The organism is Pseudoruegeria sp. HB172150 (assembly GCF_013184805.1).
Lineage (GTDB): Bacteria > Pseudomonadota > Alphaproteobacteria > Rhodobacterales > Rhodobacteraceae > Psychromarinibacter.
Window position 1 is genome coordinate 2,201,332 of sequence record NZ_JAATNG010000001.1, and the last position, 20,570, is coordinate 2,221,901.

Sequence of the window (20,570 nt, forward strand, 5' to 3'; positions counted from 1 at the left end):
TTGAGTGAAACGCCACACAGTAGAACCAGTCATCTGTGCGGAAAATCGCACAGTCCCAGCTCTTAACTCTTCCGGTCAAAGGGTTTCCCAGTGCCGGATCGAGCATTCAAGCTCTGCCTCCAGCCAGGTGCGGAACTTGCGGACGCAGGGGCGGCGTTCCGAGAACCGGCTGGTGGCGAACCAGTAGGAAAGGCCGGTTTCCGTGCGCTGACGGAACGGCGCCGCGACCTGCCGCCGTTCGAGTGCGTCGCAGGCCAACGTTTCCCATGCCATAAACAAGCCCTGCCCCGTCATCGCGGCGTCGAGACACAGCGATGCATCGGCATAGGTGGGGCCGTTGCGCAGTTCGCGCACTGCGATCCCGTGCTGGGCGAGCCACGCGTCCCAGCCGACGAGCCTGTCGTTTTCTCGGATCACCGGGTGCTTCAGCAAGTCGGCCGGTTTCTGGATCGTCGCGGCGATTTCCGGCGAGCAGACGGGGAACACCCGCTGATAGAGAAGCTTGCAAGCGCCCAGTCCGACGGACTCTTCGCGGCCGACGCGGATGCCGATATCGACATCGGAGTGATCCATATCCACCACTTCAACCGTCGGTATCAGGCGAACGCTGATCTCCGGATGCGCCTCGTTGAACCGGCGGATCCGCCAGATCAGCCAGCGGCTGGCGAAGATCGGGGCGACGGAGACGGTCAGGATGGTGTTCTGCGCGGCCTGCATGTCGGCGACGGCGCCGGAAAGTTCCGTCATCGCGCGGGTCACGCGCGGCGCGATACGAGCGCAGGTTTCTGTCGGGGTGAGGCCGGTGGAGTTGCGGATGAAGAGCGGCTGGCCCAGCGCGGCCTCTGCCTTGGCGAGGCGCTGGCTGACCGCGCCGGGAGTGACGCCAAGCTCCTCTGCCGCGCGGGCGAGCGTGCCGGTTCGGGCGACGGCCTCTATCACGCGAAGCGCTGAAAGGGGAATGGCGTTGAGATTCTGCATTTAGATTTTCTAAAGACCGGTGCTTCGAATGTCGATTCCGTTCCGGCGCCGGCGCTCCTAGATGGAGGCCATGCAAAACTCAATAACAGACATTTTTTCATTCCTGAGACGGCCGCCGCGTTACGCGGTCGAGAATACCGGCTGTCGCGGATGGTTCCGCGATCCGCTGTCGCATCCCGACATCCTGAAGATGTCGGAACGCGAAAGGGCAGATCTGCCATTCGACCCGAAGCGAGTCTGCGAGGACTAGTAGTCGTCGATCGGCTGGCCGTCGGCGCCGGTGCAATCATAGTTGCCGTCCGAGCCCGTCGACATGCCACCACCCGCATCGTTGCAGCGCTGAACCCAGACGTCGAGCTGAGCGTCGCTGTCGTGGTCGAGGCCGTTGCTGTCGCGGTCGTCGTTCTCGGTGTAGTCTTTGCCACCGCCGTGGCCACCGCCATGGCCGCCACCGCCACCGCCGCCAGTGTCGGCGGACAGGCCGCCGATACCGCGTTCGGCCATCGAAGGGGCGGCAAGCGCCGGCATCAGGGTTGCGGCGACGAGGGCCGCGGAAATGAGTTTCTTAAACATGCTTTTCTCCGTCACATGATCACTTGATGCAATCGTGGCCATGGGTCGGGTGACCGGAGATGGCGGTTCTAAAATAATCTGAAGGCCGCTCAGGAATGGTGGCGCCCCGCGCAGGAGGGCGCCGCGGGCGGAGTATGCCCGCCCGCTGAACGGCAGTTCCCGAAGCGCGGCCGGCGCGCTCAGCCGTCAGGCGAAGAGATTGTAGAGAAGCGAGATAATGAAGAGCGCAACGAAAATGAAAAAGAGAATGCGCGCGATGCCTCCGAATGCGGAGGACACACGGCCGAAGCCGAAGATGCCGGCGACGACGGCGATGACAAAGAAGACGATGGCCCAGTAGAGCATGGCACAGATCCCTCACCAAATGGCTGGCAGACCTGTTGCGGCAGCCGTTCCCGCGGCGGTGTCCCCAGCTCCCCAGCTGTTGCGGGACGGCCTTGGGGTACTGGTTACGCGCCGGCCTTCCAGCGTTTCCACAAACCCTTCACCAAACGGGTGAATATTGCCGCCAACGGTCGAAAAATGCCACGGGAAATTGCAGTCGGGTGCAGCGACGGGCGATGCCGGTCAGCGGTATTCCTCGGCCCGCAGGCCGTGGCGGGCGAGCTTGTCGTAAAAGGTCTTGCGCGGGAGCTTGAGGGCGCGGGCGGCTTCGGTGGCGTTGCCGCCGGCGCGGCGCAGCGCCTCGACCAGAAGGGAGCGCTCGACCTGGGCGAGCTGTTCGTTGAGGCCAAGCTCCTCCTGCCGTTCGGCCTCGCCCAGCCCCATGGCGAAGCGCATGGCGGCGTTCATCAGGGCGCGGGCGTTGCCGGGCCAGTCCTGCGCCATCAGGCGGGCGATGACGTCCGGGGTGATCTCCGGCTGCGGCAGCGCGGCCTGTTCGCAGGCGATCTGGACGTAGTGGCGGAAGAGGACGGGGATGTCCTCGGTCCGCTCGCGCAGGCTGGGGATGCGGACGCGCATGACGTCGAGTTTGTAGTAGAGATCGGGGTTGAAGCGGCCCTCGCGCGTTTCGGCTTCGAGGTCGCGGTATGTGCCCGCGATGACGCGCGCGCCTGGGTTATCCTCGAGCAGTTGCAGGGCGGCGAATTGCGCGGCGGGCGGCAGGGCGGCGACTTCGTCGAGAAACAGGGTGCCGCCCTTGGCCTTTTCGAAGGCCCCGGCGAGGTTTTCGGGGGTCTGCGAGGCGGCGGCGAGTTTCTGGAAGGGACGCTGCGCGGCGCCGGAGAGCAGATGGATGACCTCGGCCACTTTGGAAGTGCCGGTGCCGGGCTCGCCGGTGATCAGCACCTCGGCGGAGGTTCCGGCGACGGCGCGGACGCGGCTGCGTAGCGCCTCGGCCTGCTGGGACTGGCCGTAAAGCAGGCGCGCGGCGGCGTCGCCGGTGGTAAGCTGGGCCTTGAGGCGGCGGTTTTCGAGGACGAGTGCGCGGGTCTTCAGGGCCTTTTCGACCACGGCAAGCAGGTCGGAGGGCGCGCAGGGTTTTTCGAGGAAGTCGAAGGCGCCGGAGGTCATGCCCTTGACGGCCATCGGGATGTCGCCCTCGCCCGTCAGCAGGATCACCGGCAGGTTCGGGTCCTGCTGGTGGGCGTAGTCGAGCAGGTGAAAGCCGTCGCGGCCCGGCATGCGGATGTCGGAGACGATGACGCCGTCGAACTCGGCGGTTATGTGATCCTTGGCGGCGACGAAGGAACCGGCGGTGACAGGGCGCAGGTCGGCAAGCTCCAGCGTCTGGCCGAGCGCCTCGCGCACGGCGGCATCATCATCGACGAGGAGCACGCGGTTCGTCATGCGACCTCTCTCGCCTCTTCGAGTTCGAGGGTAAAGACCGCGCCGCCGTCATCCGCGTTGGCGCCGGTCAGTTTTCCGCCGAAGCCCTGAACGAGGCCGTAGGAGATAGAGAGGCCAAGGCCCATGCCTTCGCCGCCGACCTCCTTGGTGGTGTAGAACGGGTCGAAGATGCGGTCGGGTTCGACGATGCCGGGGCCGGTGTCGCGGACCGAAAGGCTGACGACACCGCGCGAAGGATCGCGGTCGACGCGCAGCGTGATGCGCTTGTCCTCGGAACCGGCCATCGCATCCATGGCGTTGGACATCAGGTTGACGATGACCTGCACCAGCCGCACCTCGCCGCCCTTGACGACGGTGGTGGTCTCGGGCCGCATCCAGTCGATCTGCGTTCCGGTCTGCGCGATGCGGGGGCCCAGCATCTCTATGGCGTTTTCGACCACGGAGGCGAGGCCGACGCGGCCGGCGGGTTCGCTTTCCTGCCGGGCGAAGGCGCGGAGGTTTCGAATGATGCGCCCCATGCGCTGCGCCATCTCGGAGATACGGGACAGGCTTTCGCCCGCCTTCTCGACCTGCCCGCGTTCGATCAGGATGGCGCCGTTTTCCGCGAAAGACCGGATCGCCATCAGCGGCTGGTTCAGTTCGTGGCTGATACCGGCGGACATCTGACCGAGGGCCGAGAGCTTGCCCGCCTGAACAAGGTCCGCCTGCGCCTGTTTGAGCGCCGCTTCCGCCTCCAGGCGCTCGCCGATTTCGCGGCGGAGGTCCTCATTGAGGGCCGACAATTCCTCTGTCCGCTCCTCGACGCGCGCTTCAAGCTCGGCATTGACGCGTTCTTCGGCATCGAGCTGTTCCGCCAGCGCACGGCGGCGTTCGGAGAAATAGAAAAGCACGGCCCCGAAGGCGAGGCAGAGCGCCGCCGCGACGACGGCCTGCAGGGTGGCAAGACGCAGGGCCGGCGTGAGATTGACGAGGATCTCGGCATTGAGGCCGATGACCGGAAGCTCCTTGGTCAGATGCAGCGCGCGGCGCGGCAGGTAGGGGCTGCCGGACATTGCCCAGAGATCGTGGCCGCCGACCTGCCATGCCTCGCGGACCGGAAAGTCGCCCTGCGGGCCAAGGCGGGTAAGAATCAGGTCGGACCGGTTGGTGACGAAAACATTGCCGCCCATATCCGTAAAGAAGACCGGCGACGGGTCGGAAGGCCAGTTCCATTCCAGCGCTTCCATCGCAACGACGGTCACGACGGCACCGGCGACGGGCCCGTAGGGTGTGAAGACCGGGGCGGCGAAGCGGTAGAGGCGCAGGCCGTTGACCGGGTCGATGCCGTGATCGGACCCAAGCGCGCCGTCCAGCGCGCGTTCGAAGGCGGGACTGCCGGAGATGTTCTGCCCTATCTCGCCATCGGAGGCGGCGATCACCTTGCCCTGTGCATCTGAGAACCAGAGCCGTTCCGCGCCGGTGCGGTCGGCATAATGCTGCAACAGCTGGTCCGCGCCATTCGTATCGCCACCCTGCGCCAGCGCCAGCGGCATCAAGCCGGGATGATCGGAGAGCAGCACCGCCAGATCGCGCACGCGCTGCAACTGGCCGGTCAGCCGGTCGGCAGCAAGGGACAGATCGGCCTGGCCGCGTTCCTCCAGCTGGTCGAGCGCGGCGTTGAAGGTCAGCCACCAGACCGCGGCGGCAAACCCGGTCACCGCCAGCAGGAATCCTCCGAAAATGAAACCGCGCCGTCCGATGGTCGATGTCATGCGCGTGAGAGTAGAAAGGGGCGCTTGCAAAGGCCAGATGATTTGGCCATGGCTCTTGCACATGAGCGCCCTGCCCCGTGTTTCCCAGTCGCCCACCGATCCCGGTTTCGTTCAGGATCCCTATCCGTTTTACGACCGCGTGCGCGCACTTGGACCGCTGGTGTTCTGGGAAGAATACAAGATGCCGGTAGCGGCGGGCGCGGCGGAGGTGAATGCCCTGCTGCGCGACCGGCGGCTGGGGCGCGAAGTGCCGCCGGAGATGGCCCCCGAGATCCCGGCGCGGCTGGCGCCGTTTTACGACATCGAAGCGCACTCGATGCTGGAGCTGGAGCCGCCGCGGCACAAGCGCCTGCGGTCGCTGGTGCTGCGGGCGTTCACCTCGCGGCGGATCGCGTCGATGGGGCCCGAGATCGAGGCGCTGTGCCATGATCTGGTGGATGCGTTTCCGGAGGGCGATTTCGACTTGCTGCCGGCCTATTGCACGCAGATCCCGGTGATCGTGATCGCGCGGCTTCTGGGCGTGCCGGAGGCGATGGCGCCGGACCTGCTGCGCTGGTCGAACGACATGGTGGCGATGTACCAGGCGCGGCGCGACCGGGCTGTGGAGGATCGTGCGATGGCGGCTTCGGCCGAATTCTCGGCCTTCATGCGGGACTATGTCGAGCGTCGGCGGGCGGACCCGCGCGACGACCTGATCACCGAGCTGATCGCGGCGGAGGAAGCAGGCGAGCGGCTGTCGACGGATGAGCTGATCACCACCTGCATCCTGCTACTGAATGCCGGGCACGAAGCGACGGTGCACACGATGGGCAACGGCGTGAAGGCACTGCTGGAGGCCGGGGTGCGGCCGGAATGGCTGTCGTCCAGGGGTATCGAGGGGACGGTGGAAGAGGTGCTGCGGTTCGACGCGCCGCTGCACATGTTCACGCGGTATGTCTATGAGGATGTTGAGCTTTTCGGGCATGCGCTGATGCGCGGGGATCAGGTGGCGTGTCTGCTGGGGGCGGCGAACCGGGATCCGGCTTTTTTTGAGGATCCGGGGCGGTTCGATCCTTTGCGGCCGGTGAAGCCGAATGCGTCTTTCGGCGCGGGTATTCATTTCTGCGTCGGGGCGCCGCTGGCGCGGCTGGAGCTGCAGATTGCCTTGCCGGTGCTGTTCTCGCGGCTGCCGGACCTGCGGTTGGCGGAGCAGCCGCGCTATGCGGATCTGTACCACTTCCACGGGCTGGAACGGCTGATGGTGCGCGGGTGATCTTGCGCTGGGTTGGAGCGGCATTGCTGGCGCTGGCGGCCGGGGCGGTTTGCGCGGAACCGGCGGATCTGACCGGGCGGCTGAACTATGCCGGGTACCGGTCGCGGACGAATTGCACGGGTGCGCTGGTGGGGGACGGGCACGTGGTGACGGCGGCGCATTGCGTGCCGGATGTCGGGGACGCGGAGATGCATCTGCTGCTGGGCTATGACCGGATGGAGTTTTCGCGCGATCTGACGGCGGTTTCAGCGGATTACGAAGTGATGCCGGGCCGGGATGTGGCGGTGCTGTGCGGTGCGGAGCCTGGGACCGAGGGACTGGCCGGGACGGACGGGATTCCGCCCGTCGGGACGCCGGTCACAGTGCTGGGCTACGGGCATCCAAGGTCGGAAATCCTGCAAGAGACGGACTGCGCGGTGATGGGAGCCGAGGCGACGCGCATGTTGCTGGATTGCCGGGTCACTTCTGGCACCTCAGGCGGGCCGGTCGTGAACGCCGCAGGTGTGTTCCTGGGTGTCACGTCAGCATCGGGGCCCGGCGTAACGGTGGTGGAAACGATCATACCGGCGGATATCGAGGCGATCTGCGGCGGAGAATGAGCCGGGTCAGATCGGCAGCATTGTGGTCGACTTGATTTCCTCCATCGACAGCAGCGCCGTGACGTTGTGGATCTTCACTTCGGAAATGAGCGCCTGGTAGAACGAGTCGTAGGCGCGCGCGTTGGCGACGCGGACCTTGAGGATGTAGTCGATGTCGCCGGCGAGGCGGTGCGCTTCCATGACTTCGGGGCGGGCGCGGAGAACGCGGAGAAATTTCTCCTGCCAGTCGGCCTCGTGCTCGGATGTGCGGATCAGGACGAAGAAACAGGCCTCGAGGCCGAGCGCTTCGGCGTCCAGCAGGACGGTCTGCTGGCCGATGATACCAGCCTCGCGCATCTTGCGGATGCGGTTCCAGACCGGGGTCTTGGAAGAGCCGACTTCCCTGGCGATTTCATCCAGCGATTGACCTGCATCCAACTGCAGGGCCGAAAGGATTTTCCGGTCGAGCGCATCCAGACGGACAGCCATTTCGTTTTCACCCTCGCTTGGTGACAGGTGTTCCCTTTTCCCCGGCAGGAGGAACGGGTGTCCTTATTCCCACCGACGCGTAGCGCCTGCAAGGGAAAATTTCCTATATTCAGAGTCAAGAAACGCGGAGTCGTGCAGATGCAGCATTTTCCGATCTTCCTGGATATGGCCGGGGCCCGTGTCGTCCTGTCGGGCGGCGGCGAGGCCGCGCTGGCCAAGCTGCGGCTTCTGATGAAAACCGAGGCGGCGCTGGAGGTTTACGCCCCTGCCCCCACGCAGGATCTTGTCGATCTGGCCGCTGAGGGCCGGATAACGCTGGTGCGGCGTTCTTTGGCCACCGGAGACGTGGACGGCGCGAAGCTGTTCTACGCGGCGGACGAGGATTCGGACGAGGATGCAAGGACAGCTGCGATTGCCCGGGCCGAAGGCGCGCTGGTCAACATCGTCGACAACCTCGAAGACAGCGGGTTCATCACGCCTGCCATCGTGGATCGCGATCCGGTGACGGTTGCCATCGGCACCGAGGGTGCGGCGCCGGTGCTGGCGCGCGCCATCAAGCGGGATCTGGAAGAGCGGTTGCCGCCGGTGCTGGGTCTGCTGGCGAAGGTCGGCAAGGCGTTTCGCCCGATGGCGGAGAAACTGCCCTTCGGACGCGCGCGGCGGGATTTCTGGGCGGATTACTATTTCGGCGCCGGGCCGCGGGCATTCGAAGCCGAGGGCGCGGAAGGCGCCGAACAGGCGCTGGACGCGCTGCTGGAAACGCATCTGAAGCGTGCGGCGCGCGACGGCCATGTCGATTTCGTCGGCGCCGGTCCGGGTGACCCGGAACTGCTGACGCTGAAGGCGCGGGCCGCCCTCGATAAGGCCGATGTCGTGATCTACGACCGGCTGGTCGCGCCCGAGATCCTGGAACTGGCGCGCCGTGAGGCGGTGATGATCGAAGCCGGGAAGACCGGGTTCGGCCCGGCGACGAAGCAGGCCGACATCAATGCGATGATCGTGGAGCATGCCCAGGGCGGGGCTCAGGTGGTGCGGCTGAAATCCGGCGACCCGACAGTGTTCGGGCGGCTCGACGAGGAACTCGACGCGGTGACGGAGGCCGGGATCAGCTGGCGCATCGTGCCGGGTATCACCGCCGCGTCGGCTGCCGTCGCTTCTATCGGGCAGAGCCTGACCAAACGCGAGCGCAATTCTTCCGTGCGGTTCCTGACCGGCCATGACGTCGAAGGCTTCGCCGATCACGACTGGCGCGCGCTGGCCCGTCAGGGTGAGGTCGCCGCGATCTACATGGGCAAGCGCGCCGCGCGTTTCGTGCAGGGGCGGATGCTGATGCATGGCGCCGATCCCTCGACACCCGTGAGCTTTGTAGAGAACGCCTCTCGCCCCGATCAGCGGGTAGCCGAGGCGACTCTGGCCACGATGACCGATGTACTGGCAGGGGCCGACATGCATGGCCCGGTGCTGACCTTTTACGGCCTCGCCCCGCGCGCCGCGGCGGCCATGGCCGATGCGTGCGAGCAGGAGATTGCGTTATGAGCCGTCAATTCACCCCCAAGGTCGTTACCGCGAACGCCCTGCTGGAAGGCGATGTCGTCTATCTTACCGAGGATGACCGCTGGACCCGCGAGCATCGCGAGGCCGAACTGATCGAGGACGAGGCCCACGCCCAGATCCGGCTGGTGGATGCCAGCGCCCGCGCCGACGAGGTTGTCGGCGCTTACCTGGCCGATGCCATCCCGGGACCGAATGGCCCCGAGCCCGTCCATTTCCGCGAGGTGTTCCGCACCCGCGGCCCGTCCAATTACGCCCACGGAAAACAAGCGGACTAGCCAATGTACAGCTACAACGAATTCGACGAAGCCTTTGTCCGTGAACGCGTGGCCCAGTTCCGTGCGCAGGTCGAGCGCCGCATCGACGGATCTCTGACCGAGGACGAGTTCAAGCCTCTGCGCCTGATGAACGGACTGTACCTGCAGCTTCATGCCTACATGCTGCGGGTGGCGATCCCCTATGGCACGCTGAACCCCGACCAGATGCGGCAGCTGGCGATGATCGCCGAGCGCTGGGACAAGGGCTATGGCCATTTCACGACGCGGCAGAACATCCAGTACAACTGGCCCGCCCTGAAGGACGTGCCGGACATGCTGGATGCGCTGGCCGATGTCGGCATGCACGCGATCCAGACGAGCGGCAACACGATCCGTAACGTGACCGCGGACCATTTCGCTGGCGCAGCCGCCGACGAAATCGAGGATCCGCGGCCTTATGCGGAACTGCTGCGGCAATGGTCGACCGACCACCCGGAATTCCAGTTCCTGCCGCGCAAGTTCAAGATCGCCGTTTCCGGCGCCAAGGCCGACCGGGCCGTGGTGCGCGCCCATGATATCGGGCTGGAGATCGTGAAGAACGATGCCGGCGAAGTGGGCTTCCGCGTGCTGGTCGGCGGCGGGCTTGGCCGCACGCCGATGATCGGCAAGGTGATCCGGGACTTCCTGCCGAAGGAAGACCTGCTGCCTTACTGCGAGGCCGTCGTCAGCGTCTACAACCTGCTGGGCCGCCGCGACAACAAGTACAAGGCACGGATCAAGATCACCGTCCACGAGAATGGCATCGACGAGGTCCGCCGGCAGGTCGAGGAACGCTTTGCGCTGCTGCGGGAGCAGTTTGGCGGGGCCGATCAGGAACTGCTGACCGAGATCAGGGCAGCCTTCGCGGCGCCGGATCTGCCGGCACGGCCGCTGGATGCGTTCGAGCGCGCCTATAACAGCGACCCGGTGTTCCGTGCCTGGGCCGACACCAACGTGACCGAGCATGCCGCACCGGGCTACGGGCTGGTGACGATCTCGCTGAAGGCGCACGGTCAGACGCCCGGTGACGCCACGGGCGACCAGATGCGGGTGATGGCGGATCTGGGCGAGGCATTCTCGCACGGCGAGCTGCGCATCAGCCACGAGCAGAACGTGATCCTGCCGCATGTCCACAAGTCGGACCTGCCGGAAGTGCATGCGCGGCTGAAGGCGGCCGGGCTGGGCACGGCGAATGTCGGCCTGATTTCCGACATCATCGCCTGCCCCGGCATGGACTACTGCGCGCTGGCGACGGCGCGGTCGATCCCGGTGGCGCAGCAGATCGCCACGCGGTTCGACGAACTGAAGCTGGAACACGATATCGGGCCGCTGAAGATCAAGATATCCGGCTGCATCAATGCCTGCGGGCATCACCATGTCGGCCATATCGGCATCCTGGGGCTCGATCGCGCGGGCGTGGAGAACTATCAGATCACTCTGGGCGGCGACGGGACCGAGGACGCGGCCATCGGTACGCGGACAGGGCCCGGCTTTGCCTATGACCAGATCGTGCCGGCGATCGAGAAGATCATCGGCGCCTACCTGGATCAGCGCGACGCGCCGGAGGAAACCTTCCTGCAGTTCTACAAGCGCGTCGGCATGGATCCGTTCAAGGCGGCGCTCTACGACGCCGAGGAGAAACAGCGTGCCGCTTGAGGGCCCGCTTGCCCCGGTGGCGGAGCGGGTCGTTCAGCTGAACGACCGCTATCGTCACCACGGCGCCACGGCCGTACTTGAGCGGGCGCTGTCCGACGCGCAGGTCGGGCAGATCGCGCTGGTGTCGTCCTTCGGGGCGGAATCGGTGGTGCTGTTGCACATGGTGTCGGTGATCGACCGGACCACGCCGGTGGTCTTCATCGACACGCAGATGCTGTTCGAGGAGACGCTGCAGTATCAGGTCGACGTGTCCGAGAAGCTGGGACTGACCGACGTGCGGATCATCCGGCCCGATCCGGAACAGGTGAAGCGGCTCGACCGGTTCGGGGCGCTGCACCTGAGCGACCCGGATGCCTGCTGCGATTTCCGCAAGACCCAGACGCTGCAGACGGCGCTTAAGCCGTTCGACGCCTGGATCACGGGCCGCAAGCGGTTCCAGGGCGGGAAACGGGCGGCGCTGGAATTCTTCGAGAACGAGGCGGATCTGCGGATCAAGGTGAACCCGCTGGCCCACTGGGCCAAGGACGACGTGCAGGAGTACATGATCAACAACCGCCTGCCACGTCATCCGCTGGTGGCGCAGGGCTATCCCTCGATCGGCTGCAAGCCCTGCACCAGCAGGGTCGCCGAGGGAGAAGACGAGCGCGCCGGACGCTGGCGCGGTCAGAACAAGGATGAGTGCGGGATCCACTTCATCAATGGAAAACCGGTGCGGATCGGCGCCGAAGGCAATGAGGCGGCGGAGAGCGCCGCAGGAGAAGAAACCATGAGCGTGATCGTGACCGACAACGGCTTTGCCGTGGATGACTGGAACGGGAATTTCGCCGGGCCGGAAGAGGACGCTGCCGAGGCCGTTCTGCTGGCCTCCGATGCCGACCCCGAGGTGCTGCGCGAACGGGTCGGGTCGCTGTCCATGATCGCAGTGGAGTTCCCGAGCTTTGCCGACGGACGCGGGTTTACCATCGCGCGGCGGCTGCGGCTGATGGGTTATGACGGGCGGCTGCGCGCCCGTGGCCACGTGATCGCGGACCAGTACGCCATGGCGCGGCGGGCCGGGTTCGACGAGGTCGAGATCGATTCCGTTCTGGCCGAGCGTCAGCCGGAAGCGCAATGGCTGGCCCGTGCGAACTGGCAGGCCCACGACTATCAGTCGCGGCTGCGCGCGGCCGTGTGACCTTTCGCAGATCCTAAAATCCGCTTAAACAGCCACGCTAGAGGCCGGACCACCGGGTCCGGGAGAAAAGAGATGACTGCCGAGATGAATATTGCGAACCAGCCTTCCAAGGCCGTGCCCACCCTGCCCGACGCCCAGACCGTGACCGAGGTCCAGCACTATACCGACCGGCTGTTCCGGTTCCGCTGCACCCGTCCGGCGAGTTTGCGGTTCCGGTCGGGGGAGTTCGTGATGATCGGGCTGATGGGCGATCCGGACCCGAAGACCGGCAAGCAAAAGCCGCTGCTGCGTGCCTATTCCATCGCCTCGCCGGCGTGGGACGACGAGCTGGAGTTCTACTCGATCAAGGTGCAGGACGGGCCGCTGACGTCGAAGCTGCAGCACATCAAGGCGGGCGACCAGGTGATCCTGCGGCCGAAGCCGGTGGGGACGCTGGTGCATGACGCGCTGCTGCCGGGCAAGCGGCTGTGGTTCTTCGCCACCGGCACCGGCATCGCGCCCTTCGCCTCGCTGATCCGGGAGCCGGAGACCTATGAGCGGTTCGACAAGATCATCCTGACCCATACCTGCCGCGAGGTGGCGGAGCTGACCTATGGCCGCGAGCTGGTGGAGTCGGTGCGGTCCGACGAGATGCTGGCCGAGGTGATCGGCGAGGGCTTTGCCGACAAGCTGGTCTATTATCCGACGACGACCCGGGAGGAGAGCCCGAAGATGGGGCGGGTCACGGACCTGCTGAAAAGCGGCGAGATTTTCCGGGAGCTCGGGATCGAAGGGATCTCGCCCGAGACGGACCGGGCGATGGTCTGCGGGTCGATCGGGCTGAACAAGGATCTGAAGGAGATCCTGGAGGGGTTCGGGCTGCGCGAGGGGGCGAACTCGGAGCCGGCGGAATACGTGGTCGAAAAGGCCTTTGTGGGCTGATTTCCCGAGCGTCCCCATGGGGACGAGGGGTTAACCCACTGATTTCAGGCATGTTTGCGCTAACGTAGACCCGGGGACGGCCGGACGGGACAGACACCGCGGCGGTTTGGATTCGCGGGCGAATTAGATGGGTCTCCGGTCTTGAGGCGGCGGTCCGTCCGGTGAATGCGACGCCGAGCACATGGCGTCGGTTGTCCCGTGGTTGCATTCAGCGGCCGCGCAGCAATTGGGCAGATGATCCTCGAAAAGAGAGCTAAACGCCTTGAACGGGATTGCCGGGGCCAGATGTTCGAAGAGATACCGGGGAAGCGCGGGATCGTGAGCCAGTTCACGGCGGTTCGCATGCCTGGCCCCGCGATCATCTTACCGTGAGCCACGGATGGCCTGGGTCGACCGAATAACGAAAAACCACGTTCATCGAGTGCGGGACGCAAGGCCGTTACCGGCGCCAGAGCCAGGCCAATGTGGATTTTGTTGCCGCCGAATTGCGATTTACACGTCCACCAGCGCATTTCCGAACACACTCACATTCCGCCCTAAGCCCCGGATGCCAGTGCACATATCGGTCGTCTTCGCGTTGCATCGTCGGGTTGAAACGGTCATCCTGACCTGAATGCCGGTCCCGTGGGTGCAGGAGCCGGTCCAGACCAAATACGTTTCAGCCTTCCCAAATTGCCGGACCAGTGGAGCGAGTGATGAACATTAATGGATCCATTCTGGGCTTATTTTCCCTGCTGGCCCTGGCCGGATGCGGCGGAACGGGCGACGTGACCATGGGGGTGTTTCCCGGCGGGAACCCGGTGAGCGCGGAAACCCGTGCCATGTACAGCGAAGTCCAGGATGGCGACATCCTGGTTCCCGCGATTTCGCCCGAGTATCTCTCGGAGACGAAGAAGCGCCAGATCGTCGACTATCCGACGGCCGAAGCGCCGGGAACGATCATCGTGGATCCGTTTTCCCGCTACCTTTACCACGTCAAGGAAGGCGGCCAGGCAATGCGGTACTCGATCGCTGTCGGGGAAGCGGGATACGGATTTTCGGGGAACGCAACCGTCGCCTATACCCGCGACTGGCCGGGCTGGACGCCCACGCAGAACATGATCGAGCAGAAACCCGAGAAGTTCCTGCAATATGCCGCCGGTGTGGAGGGCGGGCTGGAAAATCCTCTGGGCGCGCGCGCGCTCTATCTCTACCGGAACGGCAAGGATACCTACTATCGCATTCACGGAACCCCGAGTCCCTGGACCATCGGTCACCAGGCCTCGTCGGGATGTATCCGGATGTTCAACCAGGATGCGATGCATCTGGCCAGTCATGTGACAAACGGGACCAAGGTAAGGGTGCTAACGCAGTCCGAGTCCGGACAAGCTTCCGGAGCCTGAAGCGGACATCCGGACCGTCTGCCACAACCCGTGATGTCCTGTGAATGGCTGGCCCGCAGAAACGCGGCTACCCGTTTAATGGCGGTCTGGCGGCGGCTATGGACCGATGGTTGGCCCCCTGCGGCCGTCCGCACTGGTCACACCGTCCACAGTTCAGTCGCCCACGAGGACGGTCCGGCGAGTGCTTCGCCGGGGCGGTACCCGTCGCAGATTTCGAACGATGGATTGGATGTTGGTGCAGGCGGCCAGGGGATCTGGCTTAACTACGCCGATTTCTCGTAGCCGCCATTGTAGGCCTCGCTCTTTCTACGGATCTGAGAATGCTCGACAATCCGTTCGCGTGCTATGCCCCGGAACTCTTCAATCGATGAAAAGCCTTTGCGCTTCAGATAGTCGCCGAGATCCTGTGTCAGCTCCTGAATGAGCTTGACCCCGACGCCACCGCTGCCCTTCTCTTCCATCGCGGCGGTGCAGACCTGCAGGTTGCCGGCGCCATGGACAATGAAGTTGAAGGCTTCGTGAAAGCCTTTAATTCCGCCAATGCCGGAAATCGCCTTGTCCGGATAGGCGCGCGAAATGTCCGACACGCGCTGCAGAGCCTGGTTCAGGATGGCCAGCCCGCCCTGCCCGCCAGACGTGACGAGGCCGTCTACCTCGACCTCGAACTTCAACGTTTCCGGGTCCATCAGGGGCATGGACGGAAACGTGTTGCAGAGTGAAATCGCCGCTGCGCCCGACGCATATGCGACACCGGCTGCATCGACGAGTGAAGACGTCGACGGTGTCAGCTTCACCCAGATCGGAACGCTGACCGCGCTGGTGACCGCCTGCAGAATGGACCTGATGATATCTTCATCGTTGGCGATGTGTGCCCCCATATCCTTGCGGTCCATGTGCGGGCAGGACATGTTCAACTCGATCGCGTCGCATCCGGCATTCACGCACGCGGTCGCAAGCTTGCGCCAGTTGTTCATTTCTTCGACATTGCCGGCGCCGGCCATGATCGAGGCAATGAGCATGCGGTCGGGATAGGTGGTCTTGATTTCTTCCAGATCAGGAAGCCAAAGCTCAAGCGGCTGATCGGAAATCAGCTCCCAGTTCCAGGAGGAATGCGAAACGGTTTCTGGCCGCTTTGCGCGCGACACGTAGGGCTTCGCCTCGCTTGCACGCTGGAAGATGGTTTTGGGGCCGGCAACGTTTTCTACCGGATGCAGGCCGATCGTCTTGGTGACGACACCGCCCCAGCCGGATTCGAAGGCTTTCAGAATCTTGCGTTTGCTTTCCGTCGGAGGCGCAGATGCCAGGACGAATGGATTGACAAACTCTAGCCCTGTAAACGTTGTCGCAAGTGTGTTCGGCACAGCATACCCGATCATTTTCGTATGTTGAAAGAGTCAGCCTGGAGCACTGAGAAGTCAATGTTTTTCCCGGCTCCCCCGAGATCACATGCGAAAGGGCGCGACCCGTGAAGCTTGGTGCCCGAAAATCGGGATGCGGTCGAGAGCTTACAAGGATCTATGTGCGATGCATCGGGGACGGGCCGCTATTTCAGCGCAGGTTCAACCATGCATTAAACCGGATGCTACCGAGCCGTTCGGCCGCGCCCTGCTCCGGTGGCACGAGAGTCTGGAAGACAATGGTGAACCTTGCCGGCAGCTTGACGGTGCGGGGACTCGGATTAGCTCCCTTGCGACAACTGGTTCGCGTAAGAAAACGATGAAGATTGTACCTCTCCTTCTCCTCTCACTGCTCGGCGCCCTGGGCGCCACGAACGTTGCTGCAAAGGAGTGCAGCCCTGCGAAAAAGGCCCGGGTGCTCGAGCCTGCGACACAGAAACACAAGGTGGCCTTTCTGGATTGCGATCTGACGCTTCTGGAAGGCGAAACCATCACGAAGCAGGTCCGCATCCGCGGCGCGAAATCGAGCGGTGTGCGGCTGATCTGTCGGGGCGGCAGGATCGGCCTTCCGGGGAAGCGGTCTCTGCTGTACCGCAAGGACATCATTCAGATCAGTTCGGTCCGGGGTAAGGACAATCGCTGGAGCCGCCCCGAGGACGTGATCATAGACGGCTGCACGGTGAACGGGGCCATTCGCGTGTCTGGGCTTGGCCCGCACGGTCAGGCGAAGTTCGTGAAAGCGTCGTCGCGCAACGGGAACCACACCGAATACGCCCAGTCAGTTGCACCCCGGGGCATCGTGCTGCGGAACCTGGTGATCCGCGGGGATGGCAGGATCCCGGTCTACTTTTCTCCCGGCGTCACCAACTCGCGTCTGGTCAACAGCAGGATCATCGGAAACTCCGTAAGTTCGGGCATCTATCTCGACGCCGAGTCCGCGCATAACGTGATCAGCGGGAACGTGTTCGAAGTCAGAACCGCCCGGGAGATCCTTTCGATCGACGGCTCTGCCCACAACGTCGTGAAGAACAACAAGTTCTACCATGCCGATCTTGGGGGCGTCTTCATTTACCGGAACTGCGGCGAAGGCGGGACCGCGCGCCACCAGAAGCCGCGGTACAACTCTGTCACCGGGAATACGTTCTACTACGACGGGGGGAGAAATGCGCGGCCGGGCGTGTGGCTCTCGTTCAAGAGCATTCAGAGGGTGCTGTTCCTTTGCCCGCAGGATGCCGGCATCCCCTATGGCAGCGGGACGGACGACCGCAACTTTGCGCGGCAGAATACGGTCTCGCAGAATACGTTTGTCGGTGCCTCGGGGGATACCGTTCTGGACTGGGGCGAAAACAACAAGGTTTTCGAGAACAGGAGAGTCGCGCGGTAGCGGCCGGGTCGCCGATTGCGGCGAATCCGGCAGCAGGTATCCGACGCGATCGCTCGACTCAGTTGTCTGTCGCGTTCTCGGTGTCGGCTTCTTCGCTGTCTGTTTCAGGCTCGGTCGTGTCGTCGACCGCTTCAGGCTCGGTCGTTTCGCCGGCAGTTTCCGGCGCCGCAGTTTCACCCGTTGTCTCGGGCATGGCCGCGTCATCGACGCCGCTATCATCCATGAAGTAGAAGATCGCGACGCCCACAAGTATCACTGCCAGTACGGCCAGGATTATATTTCTTGAGTTCATAACTTATCCCCCGGTTACAAAAGTCGTCACACACACATTTAACACACGAGACATCGTCAACCGACATCACTCATGGTTGTAGCGCGAAAATGGTTTCTGCCAACTGCCGCTCAGCCACGGAACGCTGGCCATTGACCGGTCCCGGCAAGATGCCTCCTGAGCTGAGCGATGAAACTCAAGACGTCCGGCGCAGGAAACAATTGATCTGAAAAGATGAAAGAGCCGCAAGCCGAAGCATTCAGGCCGGTCAGCCATCGCCCTGTGGTGCCGGGTCAGGCCAGAGCGGCGGTTGGCCAGATTCCGCCATTCGACGCAATAGATCTGTTTGGCGATGCGCGCTGCGGATGGTTTTTGCAGCTTCCCCCCGCAGCATCGTCCGACAGTCCGCCGAGCAGTAATCACACCACCCAACATCGCCCTTTCCCCTCCCCGCCCCGGCTGTAAGGTGGCCCGATGACTCGCCCCACACTCGACAATCAGACCGCCCGGCGCCTGTTCCTGGACAGGCATCTTCTACTGCGCCCGACGGCCGGAACCGGCAAGGGTGGCGATCTGGACGGGGTGCTGGCCGGGCTGGGTTTCGTGCAGGTGGACAGCGTCAACACGCTGGCGCGGGCGCATGACCTGATCCTCTGGGCGCGGCGCGGGCAGTACCGGCCCCGGGCGCTGGAGCATCTGGTGGCGCGGCACAGGACGGCGTTCGAGCACTGGACGCACGATGCCGCGGTGATCCCGATGCAGTTCTACCCGATGTGGCGGCTGAAATTCGAGCGCGACGAGGCGCGGATGCGGGAACGCTGGCCAGCATGGCGGCGCGAGGGCTGGGATGCCGAGATCGACACGGTGCTGCGGCATGTGTCGGACCGGGGGGCGACCTGCTCGCTCGATGTCGGGCCGGAAGAAGTGCGGGGCTCGTCGGGCTGGTGGGACTGGCATCCGTCGAAGACGGCGCTCGAGTTCCTGTGGCGGTCGGGGCAATTGGCGATCTGCCACCGGGAGGGGTTCCGCAAGTTCTACGACCTGAGCGAGCGGGTGATCCCGGAGGCGTACCGGGGGCTACGTCCTGAGAGGGAGGAGGTCGTGGACTGGGCGTTGTCCGAGGCGATGCGGCGGCTGGGGTTCGGAACCAGCGGCGAGCTTGCCGCCTTCTTCGAGATCGCGACCCGGGAGGAGGCGAAGGCCTGGTGCGCGGAGGCGCTGGCGGCCGGGCGGATCGTGGAGGTCGACATCGAACTGGCGGATGGCGCGCGACGGCGGTGTTTTTCGACGCTGGGTGAACTGGAGGCAGCGGATTCGCTGCCCGAGCCGTCGAACCGGGTGCGCCTGCTGTCGCCCTTCGATCCGGTGCTGCGGGACAGGAACCGGGCGGAGCGGCTGTTCGGGTTCCACTACCGCATCGAGATCTTCGTGCCGGAGGCGAAGCGGCGCTACGGCTATTACGTTTTCCCCGTGATGCAGGGCGACCGTGTGATCGGGCGGATCGATGCGAAGCGGGATGGCAAGGTGCTGGCGGTGCGAGCCTTCTGGCCCGAGGCGGGCGTGCGGATGGGCAAGGCGCGTCTGGCCGGGCTGGTGTCGGAGCTGGAGCGCGTCGGAAATCTTGCCGGTACCGACGAAATCGTCTTTGCCGAGGACTGGCTGAGGGGTTGAAACAGAAAGGCCCCGTCCGGCATGCGGGCGGGGCCTTTGTCTGCAGTTTCAAACTGAGACGGTCAGAGGTCGAGCGCCTCGCGGGCCTGTTCCAGGGCATCGGTGAGGGCTTCCTCGTCGTCGCCCGCTTCTTCGATGGCGGAGGTCAGGGTTTCCTTTTCCTCGGCCTCAAGATCTGATCTGGCGATATAGGCCAGTGCTTCGTCGCGATCGAAGCCTTCTACCGTGAATAGGATTGCCGGTTCAGGCGTTTCCGCGTTTCCGGGACCGACGTCAGTCCCCCCGGCCGTGTCGTCGCCCGCGGACTCTGCGTCCGCTTCCTCTGACGCTTCGGCACTGCCGTCTGTGGTGGCTTCGGTCTGCTCCCCGGCTGCCATCTCTTCGGCCTTTGCTTCCATTTCGTCGGCCGTGGCCTGCATGTCCTCTGCCGCGGAGGCCATGGCTTCGGCGCTGGCCGCCAGTTCCTCGGCCTCGGCCGCCATTTCTTCGGCCGTTTGCGACAGTTCATCCGCTTCGGCCTGGATGGCTTCGGCAGCGAGTTCGGAGGGCGTTACCGACGGTTCTTCTGACGTGTCGGCAGCTTCTTCAGTACCGCTCGCGTCGGCGCTTTCTTCGGCAGCAGGTTCTGTGGCCGTATCCGCTTCTGCCGTGTCCTCGGTTGCGGACGGTTCTTCCGTTGGCTCGGATTCCGCAGCCTCTTCGGTAGCCGCAGGTTCTTCGGCCGGTTCGCTTTCCGCGGTATCCTCGGTTGTTGCCGTCTCTTCGGCAGGTTCGGCCTCGGCGGTCTCCTCGGTCGCGGCAGGCTCCTCGGCGGGCTCGCTTTCGGCGGTGTCTTCTGTCGCGGCAGGCTCCTCGGCGGGCTCGCTTTCGGCGGTGTCTTCTGTCGCGGCAGGTTCTTCGGCAGGTTCGCCCTCGGCGGTGTCCTCGGTTGCGGCGGCGTCATCGGAGCCTTCAGCCTCTTCGGTTTCATCCGTGGCGCCGGTCTCTTCCGTTGCCTCACCTTCTGCGGCGTCTTCACCGGATGCCTCGTCACCGGTGTCAGACCCCGCCATCATCCCGGTCGCGACGCCCGCTGCGGTGCCTGCGATCACGCCGGCATTACTGTCGCCGGTGTCCTCTGCGGATGCGTCGGCGGTGTCTTCCCCGGCAGGCGTTTCGCCCTCGGTCTCGGTGGTCTCGGCTTCGGCTGCTTCGGTCTCTGCCGGCTCTTCCGCGGCCGTGCTGGTCTCGTCCGCGGTGTCGACGGCGAGTTCTTCCGGCTGTTCCACCGACTCGGTCTCTGCGCCGGCCATTTCAGTGGCCGGGTCCACGTCATCCTGCACTCTGACGAAGGCAAAGATCCCGATGACGACGGCGACCACGAGGGCCACTGCGATCCAAATTTTATCCATGGAAAGATCTCCCCATTCGTTTCCCGCAAAGACGATCCGCTCTGTCCGATGTGATTTGACGCGG

At 64.4% G+C, this 20,570-nt stretch carries 19 protein-coding genes and 1 pseudogene; 11 read left to right on the forward strand and 9 right to left on the reverse strand.

Features of this window, described 5'->3' with window-relative positions; all coding sequences use genetic code 11:
- Positions 1-75: 75 nt before the first annotated feature.
- The 5 genes from HCO70_RS10535 to HCO70_RS10555 form a co-directional block, all read right to left on the reverse strand.
- On the reverse strand, positions 76-978 hold the full coding sequence (locus HCO70_RS10535) for a LysR substrate-binding domain-containing protein (RefSeq protein ID WP_172295656.1): 903 nt from the start codon (positions 976-978) through the stop codon (positions 76-78).
- Positions 979-1,224: 246 nt separating this feature from the next.
- On the reverse strand, positions 1,225-1,551 hold the full coding sequence (locus HCO70_RS10540; protein ID WP_172295658.1) for a hypothetical protein: 327 nt from the start codon (positions 1,549-1,551) through the stop codon (positions 1,225-1,227).
- Between the two features lie 186 nt (positions 1,552-1,737).
- Entirely contained in the window at positions 1,738-1,896 is a 159-nt protein-coding gene (locus HCO70_RS10545; protein ID WP_172295660.1) for a DUF1328 domain-containing protein, read from the reverse strand.
- Between the two features lie 222 nt (positions 1,897-2,118).
- On the reverse strand, positions 2,119-3,342 hold the full coding sequence (locus HCO70_RS10550; RefSeq protein ID WP_172295662.1) for a sigma-54 dependent transcriptional regulator: 1,224 nt from the start codon (positions 3,340-3,342) through the stop codon (positions 2,119-2,121).
- Positions 3,339-5,093, reverse strand: a complete 1,755-nt coding sequence (locus tag HCO70_RS10555) for an ATP-binding protein (RefSeq protein ID WP_172295663.1) — start codon at positions 5,091-5,093, stop codon at positions 3,339-3,341. Before HCO70_RS10555 ends, HCO70_RS10550 begins: the two co-directional genes overlap by 4 nt.
- 61 nt (positions 5,094-5,154) lie before the next feature.
- Between HCO70_RS10555 and HCO70_RS10560 the strand changes: the two genes are divergently transcribed.
- Together HCO70_RS10560 and HCO70_RS10565 are read left to right on the forward strand one after the other, a co-directional pair.
- Positions 5,155-6,345, forward strand: a complete 1,191-nt coding sequence (locus tag HCO70_RS10560) for a cytochrome P450 (protein WP_371742182.1) — start codon at positions 5,155-5,157, stop codon at positions 6,343-6,345.
- Between the two features lie 2 nt (positions 6,346-6,347).
- Positions 6,348-6,944 (forward strand): serine protease, encoded by a 597-nt coding sequence (locus HCO70_RS10565; protein ID WP_172295665.1) that lies wholly within the window; start codon positions 6,348-6,350, stop codon positions 6,942-6,944.
- 6 nt (positions 6,945-6,950) lie between these two features.
- On the opposite strand, the gene HCO70_RS10570 is transcribed toward HCO70_RS10565, so the two are convergent.
- On the reverse strand, positions 6,951-7,412 hold the full coding sequence (locus HCO70_RS10570; protein WP_172295667.1) for an Lrp/AsnC family transcriptional regulator: 462 nt from the start codon (positions 7,410-7,412) through the stop codon (positions 6,951-6,953).
- Positions 7,413-7,550: 138 nt separating this feature from the next.
- Here HCO70_RS10570 and cysG point away from each other — a divergent pair, with 138 nt between their 5' ends.
- The 7 genes and pseudogenes from cysG (at position 7,551) to HCO70_RS10605 (ending at position 14,392) form a co-directional block, all read left to right on the forward strand.
- Entirely contained in the window at positions 7,551-8,948 is a 1,398-nt protein-coding gene (gene cysG / locus HCO70_RS10575) for a siroheme synthase CysG (protein WP_172295669.1), read from the forward strand.
- On the forward strand, positions 8,945-9,241 hold the full coding sequence (locus HCO70_RS10580; protein WP_172295670.1) for a DUF2849 domain-containing protein: 297 nt from the start codon (positions 8,945-8,947) through the stop codon (positions 9,239-9,241). Before cysG ends, HCO70_RS10580 begins: the two co-directional genes overlap by 4 nt.
- 3 nt (positions 9,242-9,244) lie before the next feature.
- Positions 9,245-10,915: a nitrite/sulfite reductase gene (locus tag HCO70_RS10585; RefSeq protein ID WP_172295672.1), complete on the forward strand. Its 1,671-nt coding sequence runs from the start codon at positions 9,245-9,247 to the stop codon at positions 10,913-10,915.
- A pseudogene (locus HCO70_RS24840) lies at positions 10,905-11,639 on the forward strand (phosphoadenylyl-sulfate reductase); the annotation flags it as partial. The gene HCO70_RS10585 and the pseudogene HCO70_RS24840, both read left to right, overlap by 11 nt.
- 42 nt (positions 11,640-11,681) lie before the next feature.
- The gene (locus HCO70_RS10595) at positions 11,682-12,089 is read left to right on the forward strand and encodes a DUF934 domain-containing protein (protein WP_172296254.1); all 408 of its coding nucleotides are present in this window, start codon (positions 11,682-11,684) and stop codon (positions 12,087-12,089) included.
- Positions 12,090-12,161: 72 nt separating this feature from the next.
- Positions 12,162-13,010, forward strand: a complete 849-nt coding sequence (locus tag HCO70_RS10600; protein WP_253913157.1) for a ferredoxin--NADP reductase — start codon at positions 12,162-12,164, stop codon at positions 13,008-13,010.
- Positions 13,011-13,705: 695 nt separating this feature from the next.
- Positions 13,706-14,392: a L,D-transpeptidase gene (locus HCO70_RS10605; RefSeq protein WP_172295674.1), complete on the forward strand. Its 687-nt coding sequence runs from the start codon at positions 13,706-13,708 to the stop codon at positions 14,390-14,392.
- Between the two features lie 263 nt (positions 14,393-14,655).
- Here the strand turns inward: HCO70_RS10605 and HCO70_RS10610 are convergent, their stop codons facing one another.
- The gene (locus HCO70_RS10610) at positions 14,656-15,768 is read right to left on the reverse strand and encodes a tRNA-dihydrouridine synthase (protein WP_172295676.1); all 1,113 of its coding nucleotides are present in this window, start codon (positions 15,766-15,768) and stop codon (positions 14,656-14,658) included.
- Between the two features lie 340 nt (positions 15,769-16,108).
- Between HCO70_RS10610 and HCO70_RS10615 the strand changes: the two genes are divergently transcribed.
- On the forward strand, positions 16,109-17,173 hold the full coding sequence (locus tag HCO70_RS10615) for a right-handed parallel beta-helix repeat-containing protein (protein ID WP_216665323.1): 1,065 nt from the start codon (positions 16,109-16,111) through the stop codon (positions 17,171-17,173).
- A 58-nt stretch (positions 17,174-17,231) separates the two neighbouring features.
- Here HCO70_RS10615 and HCO70_RS10620 read toward each other — a convergent pair whose 3' ends face one another.
- A complete protein-coding gene (locus HCO70_RS10620; protein ID WP_172295679.1) occupies positions 17,232-17,465 on the reverse strand; it encodes a hypothetical protein in 234 nt (77 codons plus the stop codon).
- A 453-nt stretch (positions 17,466-17,918) separates the two neighbouring features.
- Between HCO70_RS10620 and HCO70_RS10625 the strand changes: the two genes are divergently transcribed.
- The gene (locus tag HCO70_RS10625) at positions 17,919-19,115 is read left to right on the forward strand and encodes a winged helix-turn-helix domain-containing protein (protein ID WP_172295681.1); all 1,197 of its coding nucleotides are present in this window, start codon (positions 17,919-17,921) and stop codon (positions 19,113-19,115) included.
- A 62-nt stretch (positions 19,116-19,177) separates the two neighbouring features.
- On the opposite strand, the gene HCO70_RS10630 is transcribed toward HCO70_RS10625, so the two are convergent.
- Positions 19,178-20,506, reverse strand: coding sequence for a hypothetical protein (locus HCO70_RS10630; protein WP_172295683.1), 1,329 nt, complete (start codon positions 20,504-20,506; stop codon positions 19,178-19,180).
- Positions 20,507-20,570: the final 64 nt, after the last annotated feature.